This is a genomic window from Serinibacter arcticus (assembly GCF_003121705.1).
Taxonomy (GTDB): domain Bacteria; phylum Actinomycetota; class Actinomycetes; order Actinomycetales; family Beutenbergiaceae; genus Litorihabitans.
Map to the genome: position 1 here is coordinate 2020628 of NZ_PYHR01000002.1, position 22670 is coordinate 2043297.

General features: G+C 73.8%; 19 protein-coding genes and 1 pseudogene. 8 read left to right on the top strand and 12 right to left on the bottom strand.

The window, feature by feature from the left end; all coding sequences use genetic code 11:
• Positions 1-19: 19 nt before the first annotated feature.
• The 3 genes and pseudogenes from C8046_RS20200 to C8046_RS09300 all read right to left on the bottom strand — a co-directional run.
• Positions 20-751: pseudogene (locus C8046_RS20200) on the bottom strand (FAD:protein FMN transferase); the annotation flags it as partial.
• A 22-nt stretch (positions 752-773) separates the two neighbouring features.
• Positions 774-1271: an FMN-binding protein gene (locus C8046_RS09295; protein ID WP_109229192.1), complete on the bottom strand. Its 498-nt coding sequence runs from the start codon at positions 1269-1271 to the stop codon at positions 774-776.
• 66 nt (positions 1272-1337) lie between these two features.
• Entirely contained in the window at positions 1338-2039 is a 702-nt protein-coding gene (locus tag C8046_RS09300; protein WP_146197114.1) for a Pr6Pr family membrane protein, read from the bottom strand.
• A gap of 182 nt (positions 2040-2221) precedes the next feature.
• Between C8046_RS09300 and C8046_RS09305 the strand changes: the two genes are divergently transcribed.
• Genes C8046_RS09305 through C8046_RS09325 form a run of 5 tightly spaced genes read left to right on the top strand, consistent with a single transcriptional unit; the run spans position 2222 to position 6315 of the window.
• Positions 2222-2881 (top strand): response regulator, encoded by a 660-nt coding sequence (locus tag C8046_RS09305; protein ID WP_158277181.1) that lies wholly within the window; start codon positions 2222-2224, stop codon positions 2879-2881.
• Positions 2878-3714 (top strand): hypothetical protein, encoded by an 837-nt coding sequence (locus C8046_RS09310; protein WP_109229195.1) that lies wholly within the window; start codon positions 2878-2880, stop codon positions 3712-3714. Before C8046_RS09305 ends, C8046_RS09310 begins: the two co-directional genes overlap by 4 nt.
• On the top strand, positions 3651-5234 hold the full coding sequence (locus C8046_RS09315) for a hypothetical protein (protein ID WP_109229196.1): 1584 nt from the start codon (positions 3651-3653) through the stop codon (positions 5232-5234). Before C8046_RS09310 ends, C8046_RS09315 begins: the two co-directional genes overlap by 64 nt.
• A 9-nt stretch (positions 5235-5243) precedes the next feature.
• On the top strand, positions 5244-6113 hold the full coding sequence (ppk2, locus tag C8046_RS09320; protein WP_109229197.1) for a polyphosphate kinase 2: 870 nt from the start codon (positions 5244-5246) through the stop codon (positions 6111-6113).
• A 55-nt stretch (positions 6114-6168) separates the two neighbouring features.
• The gene (locus tag C8046_RS09325; protein WP_109229198.1) at positions 6169-6315 is read left to right on the top strand and encodes an SDR family oxidoreductase; all 147 of its coding nucleotides are present in this window, start codon (positions 6169-6171) and stop codon (positions 6313-6315) included.
• A gap of 25 nt (positions 6316-6340) precedes the next feature.
• Here the strand turns inward: C8046_RS09325 and C8046_RS09330 are convergent, their stop codons facing one another.
• Positions 6341-6670: a hypothetical protein gene (locus C8046_RS09330; protein ID WP_109229199.1), complete on the bottom strand. Its 330-nt coding sequence runs from the start codon at positions 6668-6670 to the stop codon at positions 6341-6343.
• Positions 6671-6838: 168 nt separating this feature from the next.
• On the opposite strand from C8046_RS09330, the gene C8046_RS09335 reads away from it, so the two are divergent.
• Both C8046_RS09335 and C8046_RS09340 read left to right on the top strand, forming a co-directional pair.
• A complete protein-coding gene (locus tag C8046_RS09335) occupies positions 6839-7237 on the top strand; it encodes a hypothetical protein (RefSeq protein ID WP_146197115.1) in 399 nt (132 codons plus the stop codon).
• A gap of 125 nt (positions 7238-7362) precedes the next feature.
• Positions 7363-7827 (top strand): CAP domain-containing protein, encoded by a 465-nt coding sequence (locus tag C8046_RS09340; protein ID WP_109229201.1) that lies wholly within the window; start codon positions 7363-7365, stop codon positions 7825-7827.
• Between the two features lie 188 nt (positions 7828-8015).
• Here the strand turns inward: C8046_RS09340 and C8046_RS09345 are convergent, their stop codons facing one another.
• From C8046_RS09345 to C8046_RS09380, 8 genes are all read right to left on the bottom strand, one after another.
• Entirely contained in the window at positions 8016-9878 is a 1863-nt protein-coding gene (locus C8046_RS09345) for a Na+/H+ antiporter (protein ID WP_109229202.1), read from the bottom strand.
• A 40-nt stretch (positions 9879-9918) separates the two neighbouring features.
• Positions 9919-10785 carry a universal stress protein gene (locus tag C8046_RS09350; protein ID WP_109229203.1) on the bottom strand — a complete coding sequence of 289 codons (867 nt, stop codon included), beginning with the start codon at positions 10783-10785 and terminating at the stop codon, positions 9919-9921.
• Between the two features lies 1 nt (position 10786).
• The gene (locus C8046_RS09355) at positions 10787-12286 is read right to left on the bottom strand and encodes an amino acid permease (RefSeq protein ID WP_109229204.1); all 1500 of its coding nucleotides are present in this window, start codon (positions 12284-12286) and stop codon (positions 10787-10789) included.
• Positions 12287-12366: 80 nt separating this feature from the next.
• Positions 12367-13278, bottom strand: coding sequence for a class C sortase (locus C8046_RS09360; RefSeq protein ID WP_199224428.1), 912 nt, complete (start codon positions 13276-13278; stop codon positions 12367-12369).
• Between the two features lie 122 nt (positions 13279-13400).
• Positions 13401-14852, bottom strand: a complete 1452-nt coding sequence (locus tag C8046_RS09365) for a SpaH/EbpB family LPXTG-anchored major pilin (protein ID WP_158277182.1) — start codon at positions 14850-14852, stop codon at positions 13401-13403.
• 104 nt (positions 14853-14956) lie between these two features.
• Positions 14957-19588: an LPXTG cell wall anchor domain-containing protein gene (locus C8046_RS09370; protein WP_109229206.1), complete on the bottom strand. Its 4632-nt coding sequence runs from the start codon at positions 19586-19588 to the stop codon at positions 14957-14959.
• A 263-nt stretch (positions 19589-19851) separates the two neighbouring features.
• Positions 19852-20844 carry an RNA polymerase subunit sigma-70 gene (locus tag C8046_RS09375; RefSeq protein WP_109229207.1) on the bottom strand — a complete coding sequence of 331 codons (993 nt, stop codon included), beginning with the start codon at positions 20842-20844 and terminating at the stop codon, positions 19852-19854.
• 163 nt (positions 20845-21007) lie between these two features.
• The gene (locus tag C8046_RS09380; protein WP_109229208.1) at positions 21008-21373 is read right to left on the bottom strand and encodes an RNA-binding S4 domain-containing protein; all 366 of its coding nucleotides are present in this window, start codon (positions 21371-21373) and stop codon (positions 21008-21010) included.
• Positions 21374-21395: 22 nt separating this feature from the next.
• Between C8046_RS09380 and C8046_RS09385 the strand changes: the two genes are divergently transcribed.
• Positions 21396-22439, top strand: coding sequence for a GNAT family N-acetyltransferase (locus tag C8046_RS09385; protein ID WP_109229209.1), 1044 nt, complete (start codon positions 21396-21398; stop codon positions 22437-22439).
• The last annotated feature ends 231 nt before the right edge of the window (positions 22440-22670 follow it).

Consider the following 22670-nt stretch of genomic DNA (forward strand, 5'->3'; position numbering starts at 1 on the left):
CCGCCGTGGAGGCGGCGTCGGCGAGCATCGCGGTGCGCGCGACCGCCCACGTGGCCACGATGCCGTCGACCGGGCGGCCGGTGCGGGCGTCGATGACGTGGTGCAGGCCGTCGGCCCACGCGCGGCGGTTGGTCGCGGAGGCGGCGATCGCGCCGTCGCGGACCCCGACGACGCCGACGGCGCGGGTCGGGTCGAAGGGGTGCTCGAGCGCGACGCGCAGCGGCTCCTCGCCCGTCCCGACGGCGCCGGCGTGCCGCATGTCCCCGCCGGCGTCGACGGTGAAGACGTCCTGGCGGGCGCGGAGCAGGATGTCGGCCACGATGTCGACGAGCCGGCCCTTGCCGACGGCCCCGATGTCGAGGACGGAACCGCGCTTCACGGTGAGCAGCGCCGTCGTCCCCTGGAACAGGCCCTCCCAGGTGGGGACGGGCGCGGGTACGCCGGGCGCGGGCGTGAGTCGGTAGCCGGCGTCGTAGCCGAGGTGCTCGAGCGTGGCGCCCACCAGCGGGTTCACCGCGCCGTGGGTCGCCGCGTGCAGGCGCGAGTAGAGGCGGAGCATCGCCTCGCCGTCGTGCCCCACGGGAACGGTCCCGCCCTCACGGCCGAGGGCGGTGACCAGGGAGTCGGACCGGAAGCGGGACCACATGTGGTCGAACTCCGCGATGGCGGCCTGGATGCGCGCCTCGACGCTCAGCGGGAGCGGCTGCGGGGTGTCGATCTGCCACAGCGTCCCGATGCCCTCGAACTGCATCCGGCCCGACGGTGGAGCCTGCTCAGGCACCCGCCTCGCCCTTGATGATCTCCACGGCCTCGTTGAAGCCGCCCGAGGTCAGGGAGGAGCCGGCGACCTTGTCGACGGCGAGCTCGTCCAGCGGGACGCCCTCGACGACGTCGGCGATGCCGTCGATGAACTCGCCCTGGAAGCGCACGGAGTTGGGGTGCTCGGCGAGCGAGACGACCTCGACGTCGGTGACAACGTCGGAGGCGAGGGTCAGCGTGACCTCGACGCTCTCCTCACCGCCCGGGGAGATGTAGCTGCCGGTCGCGGTGTAGCTGCCGTCGGCGTAGGTGCCGCCGGTGGCTGCTCCGGCCTCGTCGGAACCGGCGCTCTCGGAGGCGGACTCCGACGCGGTCTCGGTCGACTCGGCCGAGGACTCCCCCGTCTCGTCGGTGGTGACGGCCGGGTCGTCCGCGGGAGCGCACGCGGCGAGGGCGCTGACGGCAGCGAGAGATGCGGCGACGGTGACGGCGCGGCGGGCTGCGAGGGTCATGGGTCCTCCACGAGTTCGATTGACGGATCAACTATTCCAGTGTGGGCCACGGAACGTGTTGATGCTCTATGAGCGGTCTGTGAGTTTCCTGGGTGAGACGAGCGTCTCGGCCCCGCGACGGGGTGATCGGACCTGCAGCAGCACCCCGAGCGACCAGAGGACCGCGAGCAGGATCGCCCCGGAGACGAGCACGCGCGGCGTCCCGACCACCGACGGGTCCAGGAACGGATACGGGAGCGTCGCGGCGCCGAGGGTGATCAGGAGCCCCATCCCGATCGCCCAGCACGCGGGCCAGACGATCCAGACCGAGGCCCGCCGTGCCACGGCCGCGAACGGCCTCGGGCTCCGCGCGAGCACGTCGCGGCGCAGCACGACGACGGCGAGCACCGGCAGCACGAGGTGCTGGAGCACCGAGGCGACGGCGGCGACCGGCTCGTCCAGCAGCCACCGGCCCTGGCCCTCGCCCGGCGCGATCGCGAGCGCGTAGACGACACCCGCGAGCACCGATCCGACGGTCGCGGCCCCCCGCACGGTCGCGAGCGCCGTCGAGCCCCGCAGCCTCGGCACGAGGGCGAGGGCCGTGCCGAGGGCGAGCAGCAGGGCCGACTGGACGGTGAAGTAGACCAGGTCGACCAGCGGTCGACCGGTGGCGAGCATCTGGGCGGCGACGCCGGCCAGGGCCACAGCGACCAGGGTGCGGGCTCGGGTGCGGGCTCGGGTGCGGGCGAGGGCGTCAGCGACGTTCCCGGGGCGGGGACCGCTCGTCACGCTCACCTCCGGGGTCCCTCGTCCGTCCGCCGGACCTCGCCGCAGGACGCTACCGGCCGCCTCGGGGGCGCGGAAGTCGTCGGGATCGTCGACGTCGGGGCCCGCGACCGCGGCGCGGGGTGCCGGTATCGTTCGGTGCGCTTCGTCAGTGCCCCACCTCGGGCCGAGCGTGGGGGAATGCCGTGAGCACACCGAGAAGGATCAGGGTCGCCGCCGTCGACGACCACCCGGTGCTGCTGCGAGGCCTGCAGGCCACGCTCGCCACGAGCGCCGAGATCGACCTCGTCACGGTGAGCACGACCGTCGGCGAGCTGCTCGCCGTCGACGATCTCCGCGTGGACGTCGTCCTGCTCGACGTCGACCTCCGCGACGGGACCGACCCCGCCGACAACGTGCGCGCCGTCGTCGGCCGCGGTCTGCCGGTGGTCCTCTACACGAGCGAGCACCGCGCCGCGCTCGTCCAGCGCACGATGGCGGCCGGCGCGCTCGGCCTCGTCCTCAAGGGCGACCCCGAGCGCGACGTCGTCGAGGCCGTGCAGTCCGCCGCGCGCGGGGAGGTCTACATGAGCTCGCGCCTGGCGATGGAGCTCGTCTCCCACCCCGCGGGCGAGGTGTCGCTGTCGCCGCGCGAGCGCGAGGTGCTCACGCTGCTGGCGGCCGGCCTGCCGTGGTCCGCCGTCGCGAAGGACCTGGGGATCTCCGTCTCCACCGCCCGCACCCACATGGCGCGCGTGCTCGAGGCGTACTCCGCGATCGGGATGCCGCTGCGCGACGGCCCGCGCGAGGCCGTCGCGCGGGCGCTGAGCTCCGGTCAGATCGACGACCCCTACCGCCTGGGGTGACCTCCGAGCGCGAGGCGTCGACGGGCGCCGGGTTCGACGTCGAGGTCGCGATCCGTCGGGCCTGGGCCGGCGCCTCGGCGCTCATCGTCGCGACCTGGGTCGCCGTCCTGCCGGCGAGCGGTGACGGCCGGCTCCCGGCGCCGACGCTCGCGCTGACCGCGGCCTTCCTCGTCGCGGCCGTGGCGCTGACGGGGCTCAGCTGGCGCGCCCGGCCGCCCGCCGTCGCGACGTGGACGGCCCTGCTCCTCACCCTCGCGCTGTACGCCTGGGGACGACTGGGCGCCTCCGTCGTCGGCGCCGGCCACTCGGCGCTGCTGCTGTCCTACGGGACCCTCACGCTCGCGGTGCTGCTGCGCCGCCGCCCGTGGCCGGCGGTGGCGCTGACCGTCGTCGTGCTCGGCTGGACCGAGAGTCGGCATCCCCTCTCCACCCACACGCTGACCCTGCTCGGCCCCGCGCTCGCGACGGCCGCCTCGTGCCTGCTCGTGCTGCCGATCCTCGACCGGATGGCGGAGCGGATCCGCCGCAGCGCCGACGAGCGGGCCGCGGCCGTGCGCAGCCGCGCCGAGCAGGAGGCGCTCCTGCAGGCGCACCGCGAGTCGCAGGGCATCCTGCACGACGAGGCGCTGGCGGCCCTGCGGACGATCGCGACGCCGGGGATCGATCGCGGGGAGGCGCGCGGGGTCGCCGTCGACGCCTGGCGCGATCTGGGGGGCGGCGCGGCGGGGGTGGGGCCGATCGCGGGGACGACGACCTCGACCTGCTCGCCGTGCTGCGCGGTGCCACCGCGCCCGGTCTGGACGTCGTCCTGCACCACGACGCCGACGTCGTGACGCTGCCCGGACCCGTCGTCCGGGCGCTGGGCGACGCTGTCGGCGAGGCCCTGCGCAACGCCGCGCGCCACGGCGGGGTGACGACGGCGGCGGTGACGGTCGCGGCCGGTGGCGGGGGCGACGGTGGGGACGGGGGTGCCGACGGGGGTGCGGACGACGACGGCGACACCGCGTCCCGGGGCGTGAGCGTCGTCGTGAGCGACACCGGGCGCGGCTTCGACCCGGCCACCACGCGCGCCTCCTACGGGCTGCGGGAGTCCGTGCGCCGTCGGGCGGCACTGGTCGGTGCCGACGTCCGGGTGGACTCGGCGCCCGGCCGCGGGACCCGGGTCTCCCTGAGCTGGTCGGCGGACGTCGCGGCCGAGCACGAGGACGACGGCGGAGGCTCGCGCCCGCTCGGCGCTCGGCTGCGCCGGTGGGCCGGGGACGACGGCCGCACCCCGTCGCTGACGCGCGCCGCCGGGGACCCGCGGCCGGCGGTCGCCGGGGCGATCGTCCCGTTCGCGCTGCTCGCCCTCGCCTGGGGCGTCGCGGGGATCGGCCAGGGGCAGCCGCCGTGGCTTCTGGGCTGGGCCGCGCTGCTGTGCGTCGCGGGCGCGTGGCTCCTCGTCCGGGGTGAGGAGCGCGCCCGGCTGCCCTGGCTCGCGCTCCTGCAGCTGCTCGCGCTCGCCGGCGCCGTGGGCTACCTCCTCGGGGCGCCGCCCGGCGCGCTCGTGACGGGGTTCGCCTGGCCGATCTCGCTGGCCGCGCTCGCGGCGGTCATCACGGCGATGTACCGGCCGGGCTGGGTGGCCGTCGCCGCGAGCGGCGCGCTGGTGCTCGCCGTCGCCACCTTCGCCGTGCTGACCGATCCGGACCGCTCGCCCGCGGCGCTCGTGCCGGCGCTCCCCGCGATCGCGAGCTGCATCTGGCCCGTCGCGGTCGGCGTCACGGGCCGCGCCGTGATGATCGCGCTCGGGCGCCGCGACGAGCAGCAGACCCGGGCCGCCCACGCCGCCCTCGCGCGCGCCCACGCCGCCCGCTCGCGTCGCGCCGCCCTCGACCGACGCCTGCTGCACCTGCAGGACCTGCTCGACCCGGCGCTCGGCGCGGTGGCGCGGGGCGAGGCGGAACCCGGGGATCCCGCCGTCGTGCGCCGCGCCGTCGCGGCGGAGCAGGTCGCGCGCGACGAGCTGCAGGTCCCGTGGCTGCTGACGCCCGCGCTGCGCGACGCCGTCGCCGCCGCCCGCGGGCGCGGGACCGAGGTGGTCTTCACCACCACGAGCGATCTCGTGACGACGCCGCGGGTCGCCCGGGACCTGCTGACCGCGGTCCTGGCCACCGGCGTGACGACGTCGCGCGTGCAGCTGACGGTGGCCGACGACGACGCCCCGGTCACGCTGGTCGTCGCCGTCGAGGACCCGGCGGACCGCGCCGCCGTCGTCACGGCGCTGCGCGGGGCCGCCCCCGACGTGCGGGAGATCGGGACGATCGTGCTGGCGCGCGGCGATCGGCCTGCGCCGGAGCCGCAACCCCGGTAGCGTCCGGGGATGGCGAAGGCGAAGAAGTCGGCGAAGTCCTCCGAGAAGTCATCGAAGAAGGCTCGCAAGAAGATCAAGAACGCCGTCTACGAGGCCGAGCTGTTCCGCCTCCAGACCGAGCTGGTCAAGCTCCAGGAGTGGGTCAAGGCAACCGGCGAGCGCGTCGTCATCATCTTCGAGGGGCGCGACGCCGCAGGGAAGGGCGGCGCGATCAAGCGCATCACCGAGTACCTCTCCCCGCGCGTGGCGCGCATCGCCGCGCTGCCAGCGCCGACCGAGCGTCAGAAGGGGCAGTGGTACTACCAGCGCTACGTGGAGCACCTGCCGGCGGCCGGGGAGATCGTCCTGTTCGACCGGTCCTGGTACAACCGCGCCGGGGTCGAGCGCGTCATGGGCTTCGCCGACGCGGGCGAGGTCGCGCAGTTCATGCGCCAGACGCCGATCTTCGAGCAGCTGCTCATCAACGACGGCATCCACGTGCGCAAGTACTGGTTCTCCGTGTCCGACGCCGAGCAGCTGCGCCGGTTCCGTTCGCGACTGAACGACCCGGTGCGTCGCTGGAAGCTGTCGCCGATGGACCTCGAGTCGATCAACCGGTGGGAGGAGTACTCCCGCGCGAAGGACGACATGTTCGTGCACACCGACACCCCGGCCTCGCCGTGGTTCGTCGTGGAGTCGGACGTGAAGAAGCACGCGCGGCTGAACATGATCTCCCACCTGCTCTCGACCCTCCCGTACACGGACGTGCCGCAGGAGAAGGTCGAGCTGCCCGAGCGCACCGAGTCCAGCGGCAGCTACCGCCGCCCGCCGCGCGAGCTGTCGACGTACGTGCCGGACCACGCGGCGGCGCTGATGGGCGACCCGGAGGGCGACTTCTAGGGGCGGGCGGCGGCCGACGCCGGCGCGCGTCGGCCGGGGGTGCTCGGCGCGGGCGATGACCGCCGCCGCGCCCGCGGGCGTCCCGGGACGCCCGCTCGACATCGCCCACGCGGTGCGCTTCCTGGCGTCGGACGAGGCCGCCCACGTGCACGGGACGGTCCTCGACGTCGACGGCGGGATCGTGGCGGCCCGGGTGGGCTGAGGTGGCTGGGGTGAGGGGGGCGGGGTCAGGCGCGGGTGAGGAGCCAGTACCCGACGGCACCGATCAGGGCGAGCCCGAGGACCCCACCGACGGCGACGGCCCGGGAGCCCGACCGGTGCGCGAGGGCCACGACGCCGACCGACAGCACGGCCTGACCGACGAACCACCCCACCGCGAGGGGAGGGCGGCCCGGCGAGCACCCCGGCGGGGCGGGCCAGACGGCGAGGCACACACCCCCGCGCGGCACGCTGAGCCAGGCGGCCGCTGCGCCCCAGGCCACCAGCACGGCCAGGCTCGCGACGGCCACCAGGCGGACCCGCCTGCTCGGGGAACGTGACAGCTGCGTCTCGGTCATGGACCCATCGTCACCCGACCCCCTCCCCCGCGCGACCGCGCCGTTGTGGTCGCTGCTCTCGGGCGACCGCGTCCTTGTGGTCGCTCCTGCGCCCCGATCACGACCACAAGGGCGCGGCAGCGCGACGCCGAACCACGCCGCCCCGCCCCGCCCCGCACAATGGAGATCATGAGAACGCGCGACGGACGGCCACTGCCCCGGCTGCTGCTCGGCGTGGCCCTCGCGGCCTCGGCGGGTCTCGCCGCCTGCAGCGCTCCCGCACCGCTCGACGCCCCGCCCAGCTCTCCGTCCGCACCGGTCACCGACGTGAGCCCGACGGCGGAGCCCGCCCCTCCCGCTCCCTCCACCACCCCTCCGGCCGAGCCGGTGGTCGAGCCGAGCGCGACGCCGTCGGGCACCGTGGAGGACGCGCTCGCCGGAGCGCTCGACGCCCTGAACGCCGCGCGTACCGCGGCCGGTACCCGAGCGGTCACCGCTGCGGACGCGCTCACCGCCGTCGCCCGGACGCAGGCCGACCACTACGGCGCGGGGGCGAGGACTGGAGCGGTGACCTCGGCACCCAGCTGACCGGTGCCGGCTTCGCGACCGGCGCCGCGCTGGCGCGGTCCGCGACCGACCCGGGCGACGCCGTCGCGCAGTGGCTCGCCGACCCCGACTCTGCCGACGATCTGCTCGACGCCACCTACGGCTCCGTGGGACTCGCCGTCGCGCCGTTGCCGGACGGGCGGCCGATGGTCGTCGTCGTGCTTGGCTACCGCGCGGACGACGGCGCGATCCCCGCCGCGTCCCAGGGCGCCGAGGAGGCGCTGGTCCTGACGAACGCCGAGCGCGCGGCGTTCGGGCTACCTCCGCTGACCGTGAGCGCCGACCTCAACACGGCGGCCCAGGTGCAGGCCGACCACCAGGCCTCGATCGGCGAGATGACCCACGACGGCAACGGCGGGTTCGGGGAGCGGCTGGGCGCTGTCGGCTACCGCACCGGCGCGGAGAACGTCGCCGTCGGGCAGCGGTCGGTGGCCGAGGTGGTGCAGGGCTGGATCTCCTCGCCGGGCCACCACGCCAACATCGTCAACGAGGACATGACGGAGATGGGCTTCGCGGTCGCGTTCGGCTCGGACGGCCGCGCGTACTACGCCCAGACCTTCGGGACGCGCTGACCCGTCTCGCCGACCACCGCGTCACAGCTCATCGACCGCGCCCTTGTGGTCGCCCACCTTCGGCGACCGCGCCCTTGTGGTCGCGCCCGACGCTGACCAGCGACCACAAGGGCGCGGTCCAGCCCGACCAGCGACCACAAGGGCGCGGTCGCAGCAGCCCGAGCACCCCGCGCGCACGCAGCCGCCCCTCACCCCAGCAGCTCGTCCACGTAGCACCAGCGCCAGCTCTCGCCCGGCTCGAAGCTGCGCATCACGGGGTGCCCCGTCTCGGTGAAGTGCCGCTCCGCGTGCCGCCCGACCGAGGAGTCGCAGCACCCGACCTCGCCGCAGGTCAGGCACATCCGCAGATGCACCGTCTCGGTCCCCTCGCGCACGCAGGCCTCGCACACCGGACCGGACGGCACCGAGCAGTCGACCCCGGCCCGCAGGTGCTCGCAGTCGCCGACCTGGGCGGCGGGGGTTGCGAGCGCGGCCGCACCCGCGGGGTCCTCGTCCTCGGAGAACACCGTCAGGAACGCCTCCTCGACGTCCATCGCGTCCATCACGCGCGCGAGGATCTCGTGGTCGATCGTGCCGGCGTCGCGCAGCCGCAGCATCTCGGTGCGCTCGGCGGTGAGCATCCCCAGCCGCAGGCGACGGTGCTGCGACGACGGCGTCTCGCCGTCGGGCCGCCCGAGACGCTCCCACAGTCGGTTCGTGCGCAGCTGGGACTGCGTCGCGAGGTCGGCGATCACCTCGTCCGAGTCGCCCGGACGCCGGATCTCCCCCAGCGCGGTGACGCCCGCGGTGACGGCGGCCTGCGTCACGGACGCCTCCTGCAGCATGTCCTCGCGCGCATCGGGCCCGCGCACCTGGAGCGCCCGCGCGAGCCACGGCAGGCTCAGCCCCTGGATCAGCAGCGTGCCGGCCGTCACCACGAAAGCCCCCAGCAGCAGCGTCTGCCGGTGCGGGGTGTCCTCGGGCAGCAGGAAGGCCGCCGCGATCGTCACGACGCCGCGCATCCCGGCCCAGGACACGATCGCGAGATTCTGCCACGGCACCTTCTCGCCGGTGCTCGTCTCGTCGCCCCGCCGCAGCAGGAACCGTCCGGCGAAGAGCATCACGGGCCGCGACAGCATCGCCACGAGCAGCGCGCCGAGGCAGAACACGGCGACCGTGCCGACGCCGAGGTCGTCGTTGCCGACGTCCTCGAGGATCCAGCGCAGCTGCAGCCCGAGCAGCAGGAACACGGCGTTCTCGAGGAGGAACTGGATGGTGTTCCAGTTGACCCGCTCCGACATCCGCGACTGCGCGTCCTGCACGATCGGCGCCTTGTGCCCCAGCACCAGACCGGCCACCACGACGGCGATCACGCCCGACGCGTGCAGCTCCTCCGCCGGGACGTAGGCGAGGAACGGGGCCATGAACGACAGCAGCGTGTCGCTGACGGTGTCCCGCAGCCGCTTGCGGAGCAGGACGATCACGGCCGCGACGGCGAACCCGATCACCGCCCCGCCACCGGCCGCGACGAGGAAGTCCAGCCCGACCGACGCCACCGACACCGTGCCGGCGAGCGCGAGCACGGCCGTGCGCAGCGCCACGAGCGCCGTCGCGTCGTTGAGCAGGGACTCGCCCTCGAGGATCGTGACGATCCGACGTGGCAGACCGATGCGACGCGCGACGGCGGTGGCCGCGACCGCGTCGGGCGGCGAGACCACGGCCCCGAACGCGAGCGCCGCGGCGAGCGGGATCGGCAGCAGCCACCAGGTCAGCAGCCCGACGGTGAGCATCGTGAACAGGACGAGCCCGACGGCGAGAAGTCCGATCGGCCGGATGTTCGCCCGGATGTCCACGAGCGAGGTGCGGATCGCGGCCGCGTACAGCAGCGGCGGCAGGAACCCGAGGAGGACGAGCTCCGGGGTCAGCTCGATCGTCGGGATGGCCGGGACGAACGAGGCGATCGTACCGACGACGACGAGCACGAGCGGCGCCGGGAAGCCGAGCCGACGGCACAGACTCGTGACGGCCAGGACCGTCGCCCCCAGCGCGAGAATGATGATCGCGATCTCCATGCGGAGAGTGTGAGGGCTGGGGGCGACGCCGACAAACGTCCTAGCCCGGGAAGACCACCACCGGCACCGGCGAGTGCCGCATGATCTTCGCCGCCGTCGAGCCGAGGAAGACCCGCCGGATGACCCCGCCGCCGTGCGAGCCCATGGCGAGCAGGTCGCCCGGCTCCCAGTCCACGGCGTCGACGGCGGAGCGCCAGTCCGGTCCCGCGGCCACCGCCACGTCCTCGTTCGGGTCGAGCCCGGCTGCCGGGGCGCAGGCCCGCAGCGCCCCGAGCGCCTCGTCGCTCCACGCCGCGAAGACCTCGTCCTCGGCTTCGAGCCCGACCTCCGGCGGGTACATCCCGTCGGTGTAGCGGCCGAACGTCACCGCCTCCACCGCGAGCCCGGACGCCCGCCCGAAGGTGGCGATCTCGGTGAGCAGCTCGGGCTCGTCGGCCTCGGACCACGCCGCCACGAGCCGCCGCAGCGGCACCGTGCGGTAGCCGCGCGGCGCGACCACGACCGGGACGGTCGAGGAGTGGGCGATCTTGTTCGCCGTCGCCCCCAGCGTCACCTGGCCGAGCGCACCGTCCTGGCCCGAGCCGAGGACCACCACGCAGGGTTCGAGGTTCTCGACGGCGTCGAGGATCGCCCCCGCGATCGAGCGGGACTCCACGTGGTGGGTGCGCACGGCGACGCCGGGCGCGAGGGTCGCGAGCTCGGCCACGCCGGTGCGGGTGGCCTCGTCGGCGCTCTCGGCCGCCCACTGCCGGAACTCGGCGTCGCCGTTGCCCGGCGAGGCGTGCCAGGTGCGCACGACCACGTGCACGAGCTCGACGTCCTCGCCGCGCGCCTGTGCGAGCACGGCGCCGAACGCCAGGGCCGAGCGCCCGCCCTTCTCCGGCGAGTACGCGATGAGCACGGTCATCTCAGTGCCCCTTCCCGTCGAGCTCGCTGTCGAAGCCGTCCTCCTCGGAGGCGAGCGTGCCCGCGCCCTCGATCAGGGTGCCGTCGGCGGCCAGCAGCGTGTTGAGGCGGGAGTGCTTGCGGCCCCACAGGAAGTAGAACGCCAGCACGACCGACAGCCACGCGAGGAACCACAGGTACGTGTACCAGTGCAGCCCGGACAGGATGTAGACGCACGCGATGATCGACAGGATGGGGATGACCGGGTAGCCCGGGACCTTGAAGCCGCGCGGCAGGTCGGGGTGCGTGCGACGGAGCACGATGACGCCGATGCTCACCACGATGAACGCGATCAGGGTGCCGATCGAGACCAGGTCCCACAGCGAGTCCAGCGGCACGAAGCCCGCGAGGAGACCGACGACGATGGCCACGATGATCGTGTTGTTGACGGGCGTGCGCGTGCGCGGGTTGACCGTCGCGAACGTCTTCGGCAGGAGCCCGTCGCGACCGATGGCGAACAGGATGCGGGTCTGGCCGTACATCGTCACGAGCGTGACGGAGAAGATCGAGATGACGGCGCCGATCGCGAGGACGGTGCCGGGCCACGTGCTCCCGGTGACCATCTCGAGGATCCTGGCCAGACCGGCCTCGCCCTGCGACGGGTCCGAGAACGCCGTCCACGGCTGGGTGCCGAGGGCGGAGACGGCCACGAGCAGGTAGATGACGATGACGATGCCCAGCGCCGACAGCAGCGCGATCGGCAGGGCCTTCTGCGGGTTCTTGACCTCGTCCCCGGCCGTGGAGACGGCGTCCAACCCGATGAACGTGAAGAAGATCGCCCCGGCCGCCAGCGTGACGCCACCAGCCCCGTTCGGCATGAAGTCGGCGAAGTTGTCGGCGTTGAACGCCGTGAGGGCGATGACCGAGAAGAACACCAGGACGGCGAGCTTGATGAGCACCATGATCGCGTTGGCCCTGGCCGACTCGCTGGCCCCCCGGATCAGCAGGAACGCGCACATCGCGACGAGCACGACGGCGGGGAGGTTGATGACGCCGGCGGTCTCCGCGAACGGCCCCGCCTTGATCGCGTCGGGGACGGCCCACCCGGTGACGTTCTCGATGAGCAGGCTGAGGTAGTCGCTCCACCCGACGGCGACGGCCGCCGTCGAGACGCCGTACTCGAGCAGCAGACAGGCCGCGACCCCCATCGCGACCACCTCGCCGAGCGTGGCGTAGGCGTAGGAGTAGGTCGAGCCGGAGACCGGGACGGCCGAGGCCAGCTCGGCGTAGCAGAGGGCGGAGAGCCCGGCCGCGACCCCGGCGAGGAGGAAGGCGATCAGGACCGCCGGGCCGGCGTCGGGCACGGCCTCGTGCATCACGAAGAAGACGCCGGTGCCGACGGTGGCACCGACGCCGAACATGGTGAGCTGGAACGTCGTGATGTTGCGGGCGAGGCCCTCGGACGACGTCACCGTCGCCGAGGTGATCGGCTTCCGCCGGAAGAGCTGCTGCGCTGTGCTCATGGACTTCCCCTGATCGATGGCGGGTACCGCGTGGAGGCATTGTGGACCCCTCGCGTCGCGGGTGTATATCCCGACCGTGATCAGGGTCGACGGTGTGCCCCTCGGGTGATCGGCCGCCCCATGAGCCAGACGTAGGTCCCGACGGCGAGCACCACGCCGCCGAGGATCACCGCCCACCACGGGAACCGGGGCAGGTCCGACGGCGCCCCCTCGGCCTCGAGGTCGGCGATCGGCGTCGGGATCACGCGCTCGCCCGTGACGAGGATGCGCTGCGTGTTGATGCCCAGCGGCGTGCACGTGACGAGCGTGACGAGGTCCTCCCCCGCCACGGGGTAGAGGGTCTCGGTGTCGCTGGGTTCGACGACCTGCGTGGAGCGCACGCGGTAGGTCAGCACCTCGCCGAACACCTCGATCGTGAACGTGTCGCCCTCGACCACCCGGTCCAGGTTCGTGAAGAGCTCGGCCTCCGCGAGGCCGCGGTGCGCCGTGAGCACGGAGTGCGTGCTGGGGCCGCCGACAGGGAGGGCCGTGCCCTCGAGGTGGCCGACCCCCTCGAGCAGGACCTCGTCGCTCGTGCCGTGGTAGATCGGGAGGTCGACGTCGATCGCCGGGATCTTCACGCGCCCCATCGATCCCGTGGGGCCGGCGTTCAGCTGCTGGCGGTAGTCCATCTCGGGCTGCTCCGCGCCGTCCCCGACCGGGACGTTCCGGAACGAGCCGACGACAGCGCCGCCCGTGAGCAGCTCGTTGTAGCGGTGGGCGAGCGCGAGGGACTCCTCCCGACCGGTCGGGTCGAGCTGGCGGACCTGGTCGCCGTACTCGGCGAGCACCTGCGCCTGCTGGTACTGGTGCACCCAGGCCGAGCCCGTCGGGTACAGCACCGTGACCGTGCCGCCGAGGAAGAGCAGCGCGACGACGAACGGCAGCAGCGGCAACCGCCAGCGCCTGCGCGCTCCGCCGCTCGGCGCCGGCTCGTTCCCGCTCTCGACCATCACTCTCCTCGTGAACGACTGTGGCGGGACCCCTCGTGGGGTCCCGCCACAGTCTCGCCCCTGCCGCTGTCGCTGCCCGTCAGCGCCCGCCGGTGCTCACCGGTGGGCGTCGCGGACGTGGATCAGGCGTCCGTCCCGCGCTGACGACGACGGGCCGCGACGATCGCGACGCCGGTGCCGGTCGCGAGCAGGAGGCCACCGGCCACCAGCAGCGCGACGGTGCCCTGACCACCGGTGATCGGCAGGTCGATCGCGGGCTTCTGCGGGTTCCCGACGGTCAGGTTGACGACCGCGTCGCCGTCCACGACCTCGACGGCGAACGCCAGCGGGAGGTCGGGCGACAGGTCGTAGCCGACCGGCGCCGTCGCCTCGCGCAGCCAGTAGTCGCCGGCGGCGAGGCCGGCCACGGTGGCGACACCGGTCGGGTCGACGGAGGTGAACTCGGTGACGCCGTCGACGGAGATCGGGTTGGCGCCCGTCTCCGCGTCCGCCTCGGTGAGGTGGACCGTGAAGACGGCGCCGGCGAGGGTGTTGGTCAGGTCGCCGGCGGCGTGCTTGACGATCTCGACCGCGGCCCACTCGGTGATCGGCGTGTTGGTCGGGATCCCGTTGGTCCGGGCGGCGTCGTTGATGTACGCGGTCGCGGTGTTGGGGATCTCGCCGATGCCGCGGACGATCGTGTCGAACGTGACCGTGAGCACCTCGTTCTGCGCCGCTGTGAGCTGCGCGAGGTCGGTGATCTCGATGTCGAGCAGACCGCCGAGGCCGCCCGGGTGGGTGACGGTGAAGGCCGGCGAGGTGGCCGGCGTCGTGCTGATCGAGGTGGTGACCGAGCCGGGCACGAACTCGAGCCGCGGGTCCAGGGCGTCGGTGACCGCGACGTCGTCGAAGGTCGCGCCGGCGGCCAGCGCCGGGATGTCGACCGTGACGGTCCACGTCACGGTCGAGCCGAGACCGGAGGCGCTCGGGACGCCGGCCGTCTTCTCCGCCGAGGTGACGGAGTTCTTCGGGTAGACGTTGACCGCGGAGTTCCACTCGCCGGCGCCATCGGGGATCGGCACGGTGACCACGAACGGCGCCGCGGTGACGACGATGTTGGCCGGGCTGCCGTCGGGGAGCGTGGCCGCCGGGCTGGGGAGCTCGGTGACGAGGTACGCGCCGATCGGGAGCGTCTGGGTCGGCGTCGTGCCGCTGGCCGCCGAGGTGACCGTGGTGACGGTCGTGAGGCTGGCCCCGGGGATGGTGCTCGGGTCGGCACCGTAGGACGCGGCGAGGTCCCAGCCGACGTTCGTGGTGAGGTCGACGTCGGTGATCTCCTGGATCTGGAACTGCACGCCGCCGAGCGGGACCCAGCCGGCGGGCGGGGTGATCGGGCTGCCGTCGCCGGGCTCGGTGTTGGCCGGGGTGGGCTGCTGGAACTTGTGGATCGTGAGGGATCCGTCGGCGGTCGGCAGGTTGCCGGGCGCGGCGGCCGCGGGGGTCGTCAGCGCGACGGCCCCGAGCAGGACGAGGCCGACGGCCCCGAGGGCGGCGGCCGCGCGGCGGACGACGCCGCGCGGTGTGGATCGGTTCATGGTGGTGCTCCTCAGGAGTGCGGGGTTCGACAGCGGGGACTGGGGTGACGAGGTCGTTCGAGGACGGGCGGCGGGTCCGACCGCGCGGGGCCGGGGAGGTCTGCTCATGCCATGGCTCGCCTCCGACGTCGGACCCAGGCGGCACCCAGGAGCGCCGTCATCAGCACGAGGGCGCCCGCGATGCGGAAGGCGTCCGTGCTGGCTCCCCCGGTGATCGGAAGCTCGACCCCGGGGATGCGTTCGTTGACGAACCGGTAGACGGCGGTCTGCCCGGCCGCGGGGGCCGTGACGTCCGCCGAGGCGACCGGTTGCCAGGTGCCTCCGACGAGCTGCTCCAGCCCCACCTGGCGGTAGGCGAGCAGGCTGCCGGGATCGGCGAGGACCTCCGAGAGCGCGTAGCCGTGCCCGGGGCGGACCTCGAACGTGCTGGCCGGGTTGCCGCCGGGCAGCTGCTCGGCGCCGTCACGCGTCTCGATCGGGAGCGTGCCCGGACCGGCGAACGCCGCGGGGGTGGCCGTGACGTCCCAGGCACCGGCCGTGAACGGCGCGACAGGATCCACGACGTGCTTGAGCAGCGTGATGGTCGCCGTCGCGTTCGTGACGGTGCAGGTGGCCGACGTGGCCCGGGGCAGCGTGATCGTCCCTGACACGAGCGGGACGGCGGCGCCGGCGCCGTTGACGCAGGTCCAGCCGGTGCCGACGTAGGTCGCCGGACCGCCCGACTCCCCCAGCGCGTACGGGGAGCTCGGCGTGATCGGGACGGCGGTCGTCGCCGGGGTCCCGGTGACGCCCGTCGGGCCGGGGCGGTTCGCGGGGGCGCCGGCCGCCGTCAGCGTCCACGACGTCGGCGCCGCGCTGCCGAAGCTGACGGACTTCACCAGGGTCAGCAGGGCGGCGACGGGGTGCTGCGTGCACAGCGTGCCGCCGGGCGGACACGTCTCGGCGAGACCGGGCGGGCCGTCGGCCGTGCGCCGCAGGAAGTTGCGCAGCAGGCCGTCGCCGGTGCTCGCGAGCGGGCTGACCACGACGGCGTAGCTCACCGTCACCGTGCCGCCGGCGGACACCGTGCCGGTCACCGCGAGCTGGGTGGAGGTCGGCGTGAGGGGGGTCGGTGTCGCCGTGACGGCGGAGGGCGGCCCGGTCGAGGTGATCGTCGGGCCGGAGATGATGTCGGCGTCGTCCTGCACGCCGGCGAGGTGGTCGGTGAAGGCGATGGCCGTGGGCGCCGCGCCGAGGCTGCGGAACGCGAGCGAGTACGTCACCGTCTCCCCCGGCGCGACGACGGTCCCGGTCGCGGGGGACGCCGTCTTCACGGGGGCGACGATCCCGGAGGAGGTGCAGACCGATCCCGGCGCCCCGGGGGCGGTGCCGACGCAGTTCGCGAGCACCCCGTCACCGATGGCGGCGAGGGCGTTGATCTGGACCGTGTAACGCACGACGACGGGCGCCTGGAGGGGCGCCATCGCACCCGCGATGCGCAGGACCGGGCCGCCGCCGGCGGCGGGGTCGTAGGTCGCGACGACGCCGGCGTTCGCCGGGACCACCTGGACGCTCGCCGGGAGCACGGCGGCATCGTCGAGGATGCTCCGGCCCGTCGTCGGGTTGCCGAAGGTGTCGACCAGGGAGACGGGCACCGTGGCGGCGCCGGTCTGCGTGAGCGTGATCTCGTACGTCACCTGCGCCCCGGGCATCGGTGTGCCCACGAGCTGCTTGGCCAGGCTGAGCGACCCCGTCGGCGTGTTGACGATCACGCAGGTCCAGGACTGACCGGCGGTCACCGCGACGTCGAAGGTGCGGACAGCCCCGCTCGCCACGAGCGTCCCGCCGGCGTTGCGGCACTCGTAGCGCGAGGAGTAGTCCGCGAGCGTGAACGTCGACCCCGCCGCCATCGTCTCGGAGACGGAGTAGGTCGCCCCGGGCGTGACGGTCTGCGCCGCGATCTGCTGCACCTGGATGCCGTTGGCCGTCCCGGCGGTGGTGGCCGTCGCCACGGTCGTGGCCCCCTGCGCGAGTCGAAGCGCGAACTGGTCGGTCGGCGACCCGCGGCCGACGACGTCCTTCTGCACCGTGAGCGTGGTCGGGGTGATCGGATGGGCGGTGACGCAGGTCGCGGGGGCGGCGGCGCACGTGCCCGCGGCGCCCGTCGCGGCGACGCTGTTGGTCAGCGAACCACCCCCGACGTTGCGCACCGTGGCCGTGTAGGTGACGGTCACCGTGGCCCCGATCGCCAGCGGTCCGCTCCAGGTGATGCGGGGGGTCGGCGTGGCCGAGTAGGCGGCGGAGCCCCCGCCGGTCACCGTGGGTGTGCCGATGGTGGCACCACCGATCACGCCCGAGAGGTCGTCCACGAAGGCTGCCGGGTTGGCGGTCGTGTAGGCGACGTCGGCCGTGTTGCGGACCGTCACCGTGTACGTGACGGTGTCGCCCGGCAGGCGCGGGGTGCCCGAGGCGGGACTCGCGGTCTTGGCAACCGTGTAGTACTGCTCGCGGACGCACGACCCGGAGTCCTGCTTGCTGCCCATGCCGTAGATGCCGCCCGTGAAGGGGTTCGAGGGGCTGAGGGTGACGGCGGTCGTCGCGAGGGTGCTGGATCCGGCCGCGGTCGGGACGGAGGACAGCGGGAGCCGACGCACGGTGTTGTCGCTGAGACCGAGGATGATGTCGTTGCCGGACAGTGCGGCACCCCACACGGAACCGGCCACCAGACCGACACCCGTTCCCTGCCCGCCCGTGCTGGGGAAACGGACGACCTGGGTCCCACCGGTGACGGCGGCCAGCCCGATGACGGAGCCGTCCGGCAGGGTGAGGAAGTCACCGCCCGAGGTCCCGCCGCCCGGGAACGTCCCCCAGTTCTGCAACGTGATGGTGCCGGTCCCGGCCTGGGGGGCGAAGTAGATCTGCGAGCTGCCCGCAGCGCCCAGGAGGAAGCCGGGAGCCCCTGCTCGCACGAAGGCGCTGAGGCCGTTGATCGAGGCGACGGCGGGTGTCAGCGTCCGGGAGGAGCTGACGGTGACGCTGGTCGCTCCGGGTGTCAGGAAATCCAGGACGGGGGTGCTGCCGAACCGGACCCCGACGAGCTGGTCGCCCGACGACGTCCAGGCGAGGTCGCCGTAGACCGTGGTGAGTGCGAGGTCGCGCAGCACGGTGCCGGTGGGGGTGAGCTCGACCAGTCGCGTCTGGGAGTTCGCCCACACGTTCGCCGGGGCGCACTGGGCGACGGTCACCGTGAGGGTCGCGGCGGGGGCGGGGACGAGCGCCGTCGCGATGTTCGCCGGGCCGTTCGTGTACGTCCCCGTGAGCGGGGCGGTCACCCGCACGGTGACGGTGCACGAGACCTGCCCGGCCGCGAGGTCGCCCCCGGCCAGCGCTACTGTGCCGCTCCCGACCGCAGCCGTGACGGTGCCGTTGCCGCAGGTCGACGTCGCCGCCGCCGGGTTGGCGACCACCAGCCCGGTGGGGAGGGTGTTGGTGAAGGCGAAGTCGTTCTTGGCGGCCAGCTCGGTCGTGTTCGTCACGGTGTAGGTCAGGGTCGAGGCACCGACGTTCGTGACGGAGGTGGGCGAGAACGACGTGTCGAGGCTCGGAGTCGCATCGAGCACGCGCACGTTGTCGAAGCCGGCCGGGGTGACTCCGGCGCTGCCGACGGTGGAGACCAGGCGGAGGTTCGCGTTCGCGGCCGTGACGGCGGCGGCCGGTGTGGTCGTCATCTGCTTGCCGCTCACGGTCATCGCGGAGCTGAGCCCGACAGCCACGGGGCGGGTTGCCGAGATGGTCCGGTCCGGGTTCGAGCAGCCCTCCAGCGTCGCGCCGACGTTCGCCCAGGCGCCGGTGGCACCGGGCTGCGCCTGGAACTGGAAGGTCGGCTGGGTGCCGAGCCCCAGCAGCGGGCAGTCGCCGACGACCGTGTCGACGCCGTAGGTGTAGTAGCGCCCCGTCGTCAGCGCGACCGGGGTGGTGGTCTGGAGCACGACGCCGGACGCGTTCGTCCCCAGGACGCCGCAGCTCAGCGGCGTGTCGAGCCCGGTCGCCGTCACCAGGTTGCACTCGCGCTGGCTCGAGACGATGTGCTCGCCGTCGCCCCGGCCCGTCAGGACCCCCATGGCCCGGGCGAGCGTCCGGGCCTCGTTGTAGCTCTGCACGCTTGCAGCCGTGCTGCAGCGGTTCGCGTTCGACGGCGTCGACGCCCACGTCGGCGTACCACCGTTCGCCGTGGCGGTCCCGTTGTTGAAACCGACCACGATGCCGTTGCAGCGGGCGGCGTCGATCCACTCCGCCGAGCCGGTGTAGGTACGACCTCCGGCACCCGTGTACTGGACGCCGGCGCCGTGCACCGTGCCGAAGACCTTGGCTCCCCCTGCCGCCTGGGTCATGCCGTTCTCGAAGTCCTCGAGGAAGACGGCCGTCGCCGGCTCGGGGAGGTCCGCGGCCATGGGGGAGATCGCGGCGCCGGGCGTGGTCCGGGCGATGCGCCCGGCGACCGGCGGCGCGTTCTCGGAGGTGGACTCGGGTGCGCTCCGGACGGCGTCCAGTGCCGGTGTCGCGGGTGGCGCCGGGTCGGGTTCGTTCGGCTCGAGGGCCCCGGGTTCAGGGTCGGCGGGTCCGGAGATCGACGGGTCGGAGGGTCCCTCGTCCGTCGAGGCGGTGCCGGTGGACGGCGCTGCGGCCCCCGGCGTCACCTCCGGCGCGGCCGACACCGTGGGAGCCAGCCCGAGGCCCAGGACGGCCGCCGTCACCACGGCGGCGGCTCGCCGTACGGCGGCCGCTCGTCGACCGTGCGGTCGGGAACGTCTCACGAGGTCTGAACTCCGGGCCGGGGAACTGCCGGCGAGGCTCTGCCGTCGGCGGGTCACGAACCTCGCGGAGCAGCAGTGGCGGACCCTCATCCGACATCGAGCTGGCAGCCGGGAACGAGCCCGGCAGTGTTCAGACTAGGTGCGGTTCCGATCAAGGGCGACCGCACGAGGGGAGTCGATACCCAAACGTGATCTGAGGATCGTCCTCAGTCCAGGTGCGCCGGCAGCCCGAGCGTCGCGAACACGTCCGCGCCGAGGAACACCGTCTCCTCCACGACGACGTCGTCGCGCACCACGAGGGCGTGCACGCCCCACGGGAAGTGACCGCCGGCCGGGTCCTTGCGGTACTGGGCGAACCCGGGGCCACCGTTGACCTCGACAGGGATCAGTCGCGATCCGAGGCACTCGTGACCGGGGCCGGCCATCCAGGCCACGACGTCGTCCCGCCCGGCGAGGTACAGCGAGAACGGCGGCATCGACATCACGGCGTCCTCGGCGAGCATCGTCGCGAGAGCCTCCATGTCGTACCGCTCGAATGCCGCGACGTACCGGGCCACGACGGCCTCCTCGACGGCGCGCTCGGCGTTCGGTCGCGCCGCCTTCGAGCCGTCCTGGACCGACTTCATCGTCTCGCGGGCGCGCTGGAGCTGGCTGTTCGCCGCAGCGACGGAGATCTCCAGCAGCTCCGCCACCTCGGCGGCCCGCCACGCGAGCACGTCGCGCAGGATGAGCACCGCGCGCTGGGAGGCGGGCAGGTTCTGGAGCGCGGCCACGAACGCGAGCCGCACGCTCTCCCTGCTGACGACGACGTCGGCCGGGTCGGCGATCATGGCGTCCAGCACGGGCTCGACGAACGAGCTCGCCGGCAGCGGCTGGCCGAGCGAGGAGGCCACCGGGGGCGACGCCTCGGACTCGAGGTCGACGGGCAGGGCACGCCGCTTGCGCGCGGCGATCTCGTCGAGGCACACGTTCGTCACGATCCGGTACATCCACGTCCGCACGCTGCTGCGGCCGTCGAACTTGTCGGCGGCCTTCCACGCGCGTACGAGCGCGTTCTGCACGGCGTCGTCCGCGTCGGAGACCGAGGCGAGCATCCGGTAGGCGAAGCCGCGGAGCTCACCGCGCAACCGCTCGGCCTGGTCGAGGACGTCGTCGGACAGAGCGGTGGGGACGGTGGTGGGGTCAGCCTGAACAGCCATACCCCACTGGATACCACCCGGCCCCGACATCGCACCAGGGCATCTCCGTACAACGTGCGGGAAACAGCGCCACCCACGCCGAGATCGATCCCTCCGCACCGACGGCGATGCCGACCCGATCGCCGTCGCGACGGAAGGATCGCCGTCGCGAGGCGGTGGAGTGTCAGCGGCCGCGGATGCGGTCGATCTCGCGGCGCTCCCGCTTCGTCGGGCGGCCGGCGCCGCGGTCGCGCACCCCGGCGGGTGCGACGAACTCGCGCGGCGGGGGCGGCGGGGAGTGGTCGAGGTAGCAGCGCTGCGCCTCCGGTGCGCCGACGCGCTTGACGATCACCCCGGTGACCTCGAGGACCCGCAGGCGGTCGCCGACCCGCGCCGTCACGGTCGAGCCCACGCTGATCGTCGTGGCCGGCTTCGCCTTCTGACCGTCGACCTCGACGAGGCCGCCCGAGCACGCCTTGGCCGCACCGGAGCGCGACTTGAACATCCGGACGGCCCACAGCCACGAGTCGACGCGGGCGGCTGCGGGCATCTTCCGATGGTACGCACGCAGAATGCCCGTGACCGGACCGGGCTCCGCCGTCATCATCGTCGGCATGACGCTCCCCGACGACATCACCGTCGTCCCGCTCCCCCACCCCGCCGACCCCTGGCTCGTCGAGGGCATGGTCCAGGTGACGCGCGAGGCGATGCTCGCGGACGCGGGCGACGACGACGGCGCCCCCACCGTGCGCGAGCTGGCTGAGCTGGTGCTCCCCACCGCCTACCGACGGCGCCCGACCGTCGTCGCGCTCGACGGCCGCGCCGGGGAGCGGCCGAGCGCCGTCGTCGGGCACGGGTACGCCTCGCTCCCCCTCACCGACAACCTCCACCTCGCCCTCGTGGGCGTCGCCGTTCGGCCCGCCCACCGCCGTCGCGGGATCGGGGCGGCGCTGTGGGAGCAGGTGCTCGCGACCGTGCGCGCCGAGGGGCGCACCACCTGCCTCGCCGCGACCGAGCACCCCGCCGACGTCCCCGCCGACCCGGCGCTGCGGGTCGAGGCCGCGACCGGTAGCGGCGTCGTCGGGGTCGACGCCGCCACGCGCTTCCTGCAGGCGCGCGGGTTCGCGCTGGCCCAGGTCGAGCGACGCTCGCGGCTGGAGGTGCCGATGGGGCCCGACGACGCCGAGCGCCTCGCGGCGATGGTGGCCGCCGGCCGCGAGCGGCAGGTGGGCTACGACGTCGTGAGCTGGCACGGACGCGTGCCCGACCGGTGGCTGGGCGACGTCGCCGAGCTGTTCCGGCGGATGAGCACGGACGTGCCGCTCGGGGAGCTGGACCACGTCGAGGAGGTGTGGGACGCCGCGCGCGTGCGGACGGCCTTCGACGAGCACGCGGCGCGCGGCCTCGTGCCGTGGGTGTCGGCGATCCGGCACGTGGCCACGGACACGCTCGTCGCGTTCACGGTGCTGCTGGTGCCGGACGAGCGGCCGGAGATCGCCTACCAGGAGGACACGATCGTGATGGTCGAGCACCGCGGGCGGCGGCTCGGGGCGTGGGTGAAGCAGGCGAACTACCTGAACCTCACGGCGGGGGATCCCGCGTGCGGCGGCTGCTGACCTGGAACGCCGAGGAGAACGACCACATGCTCGCGATCAACGTCGCGATGGGGTTCGCCCCGGCCGGCGCCGAGGGTGAGTGGCAGCGGGTGCTGGAGGGCTGAGGGCCCGCGCAACCTGGCGGAGCCCGTCTCACCATGTGGACCAATAGGGCGATGGGCTGGTGCGGGGCGGGGTCGGGGTGATCCTGGAGGCCGACACCTCCACCCCCCGGTGTCGTCGTCGCGCCCG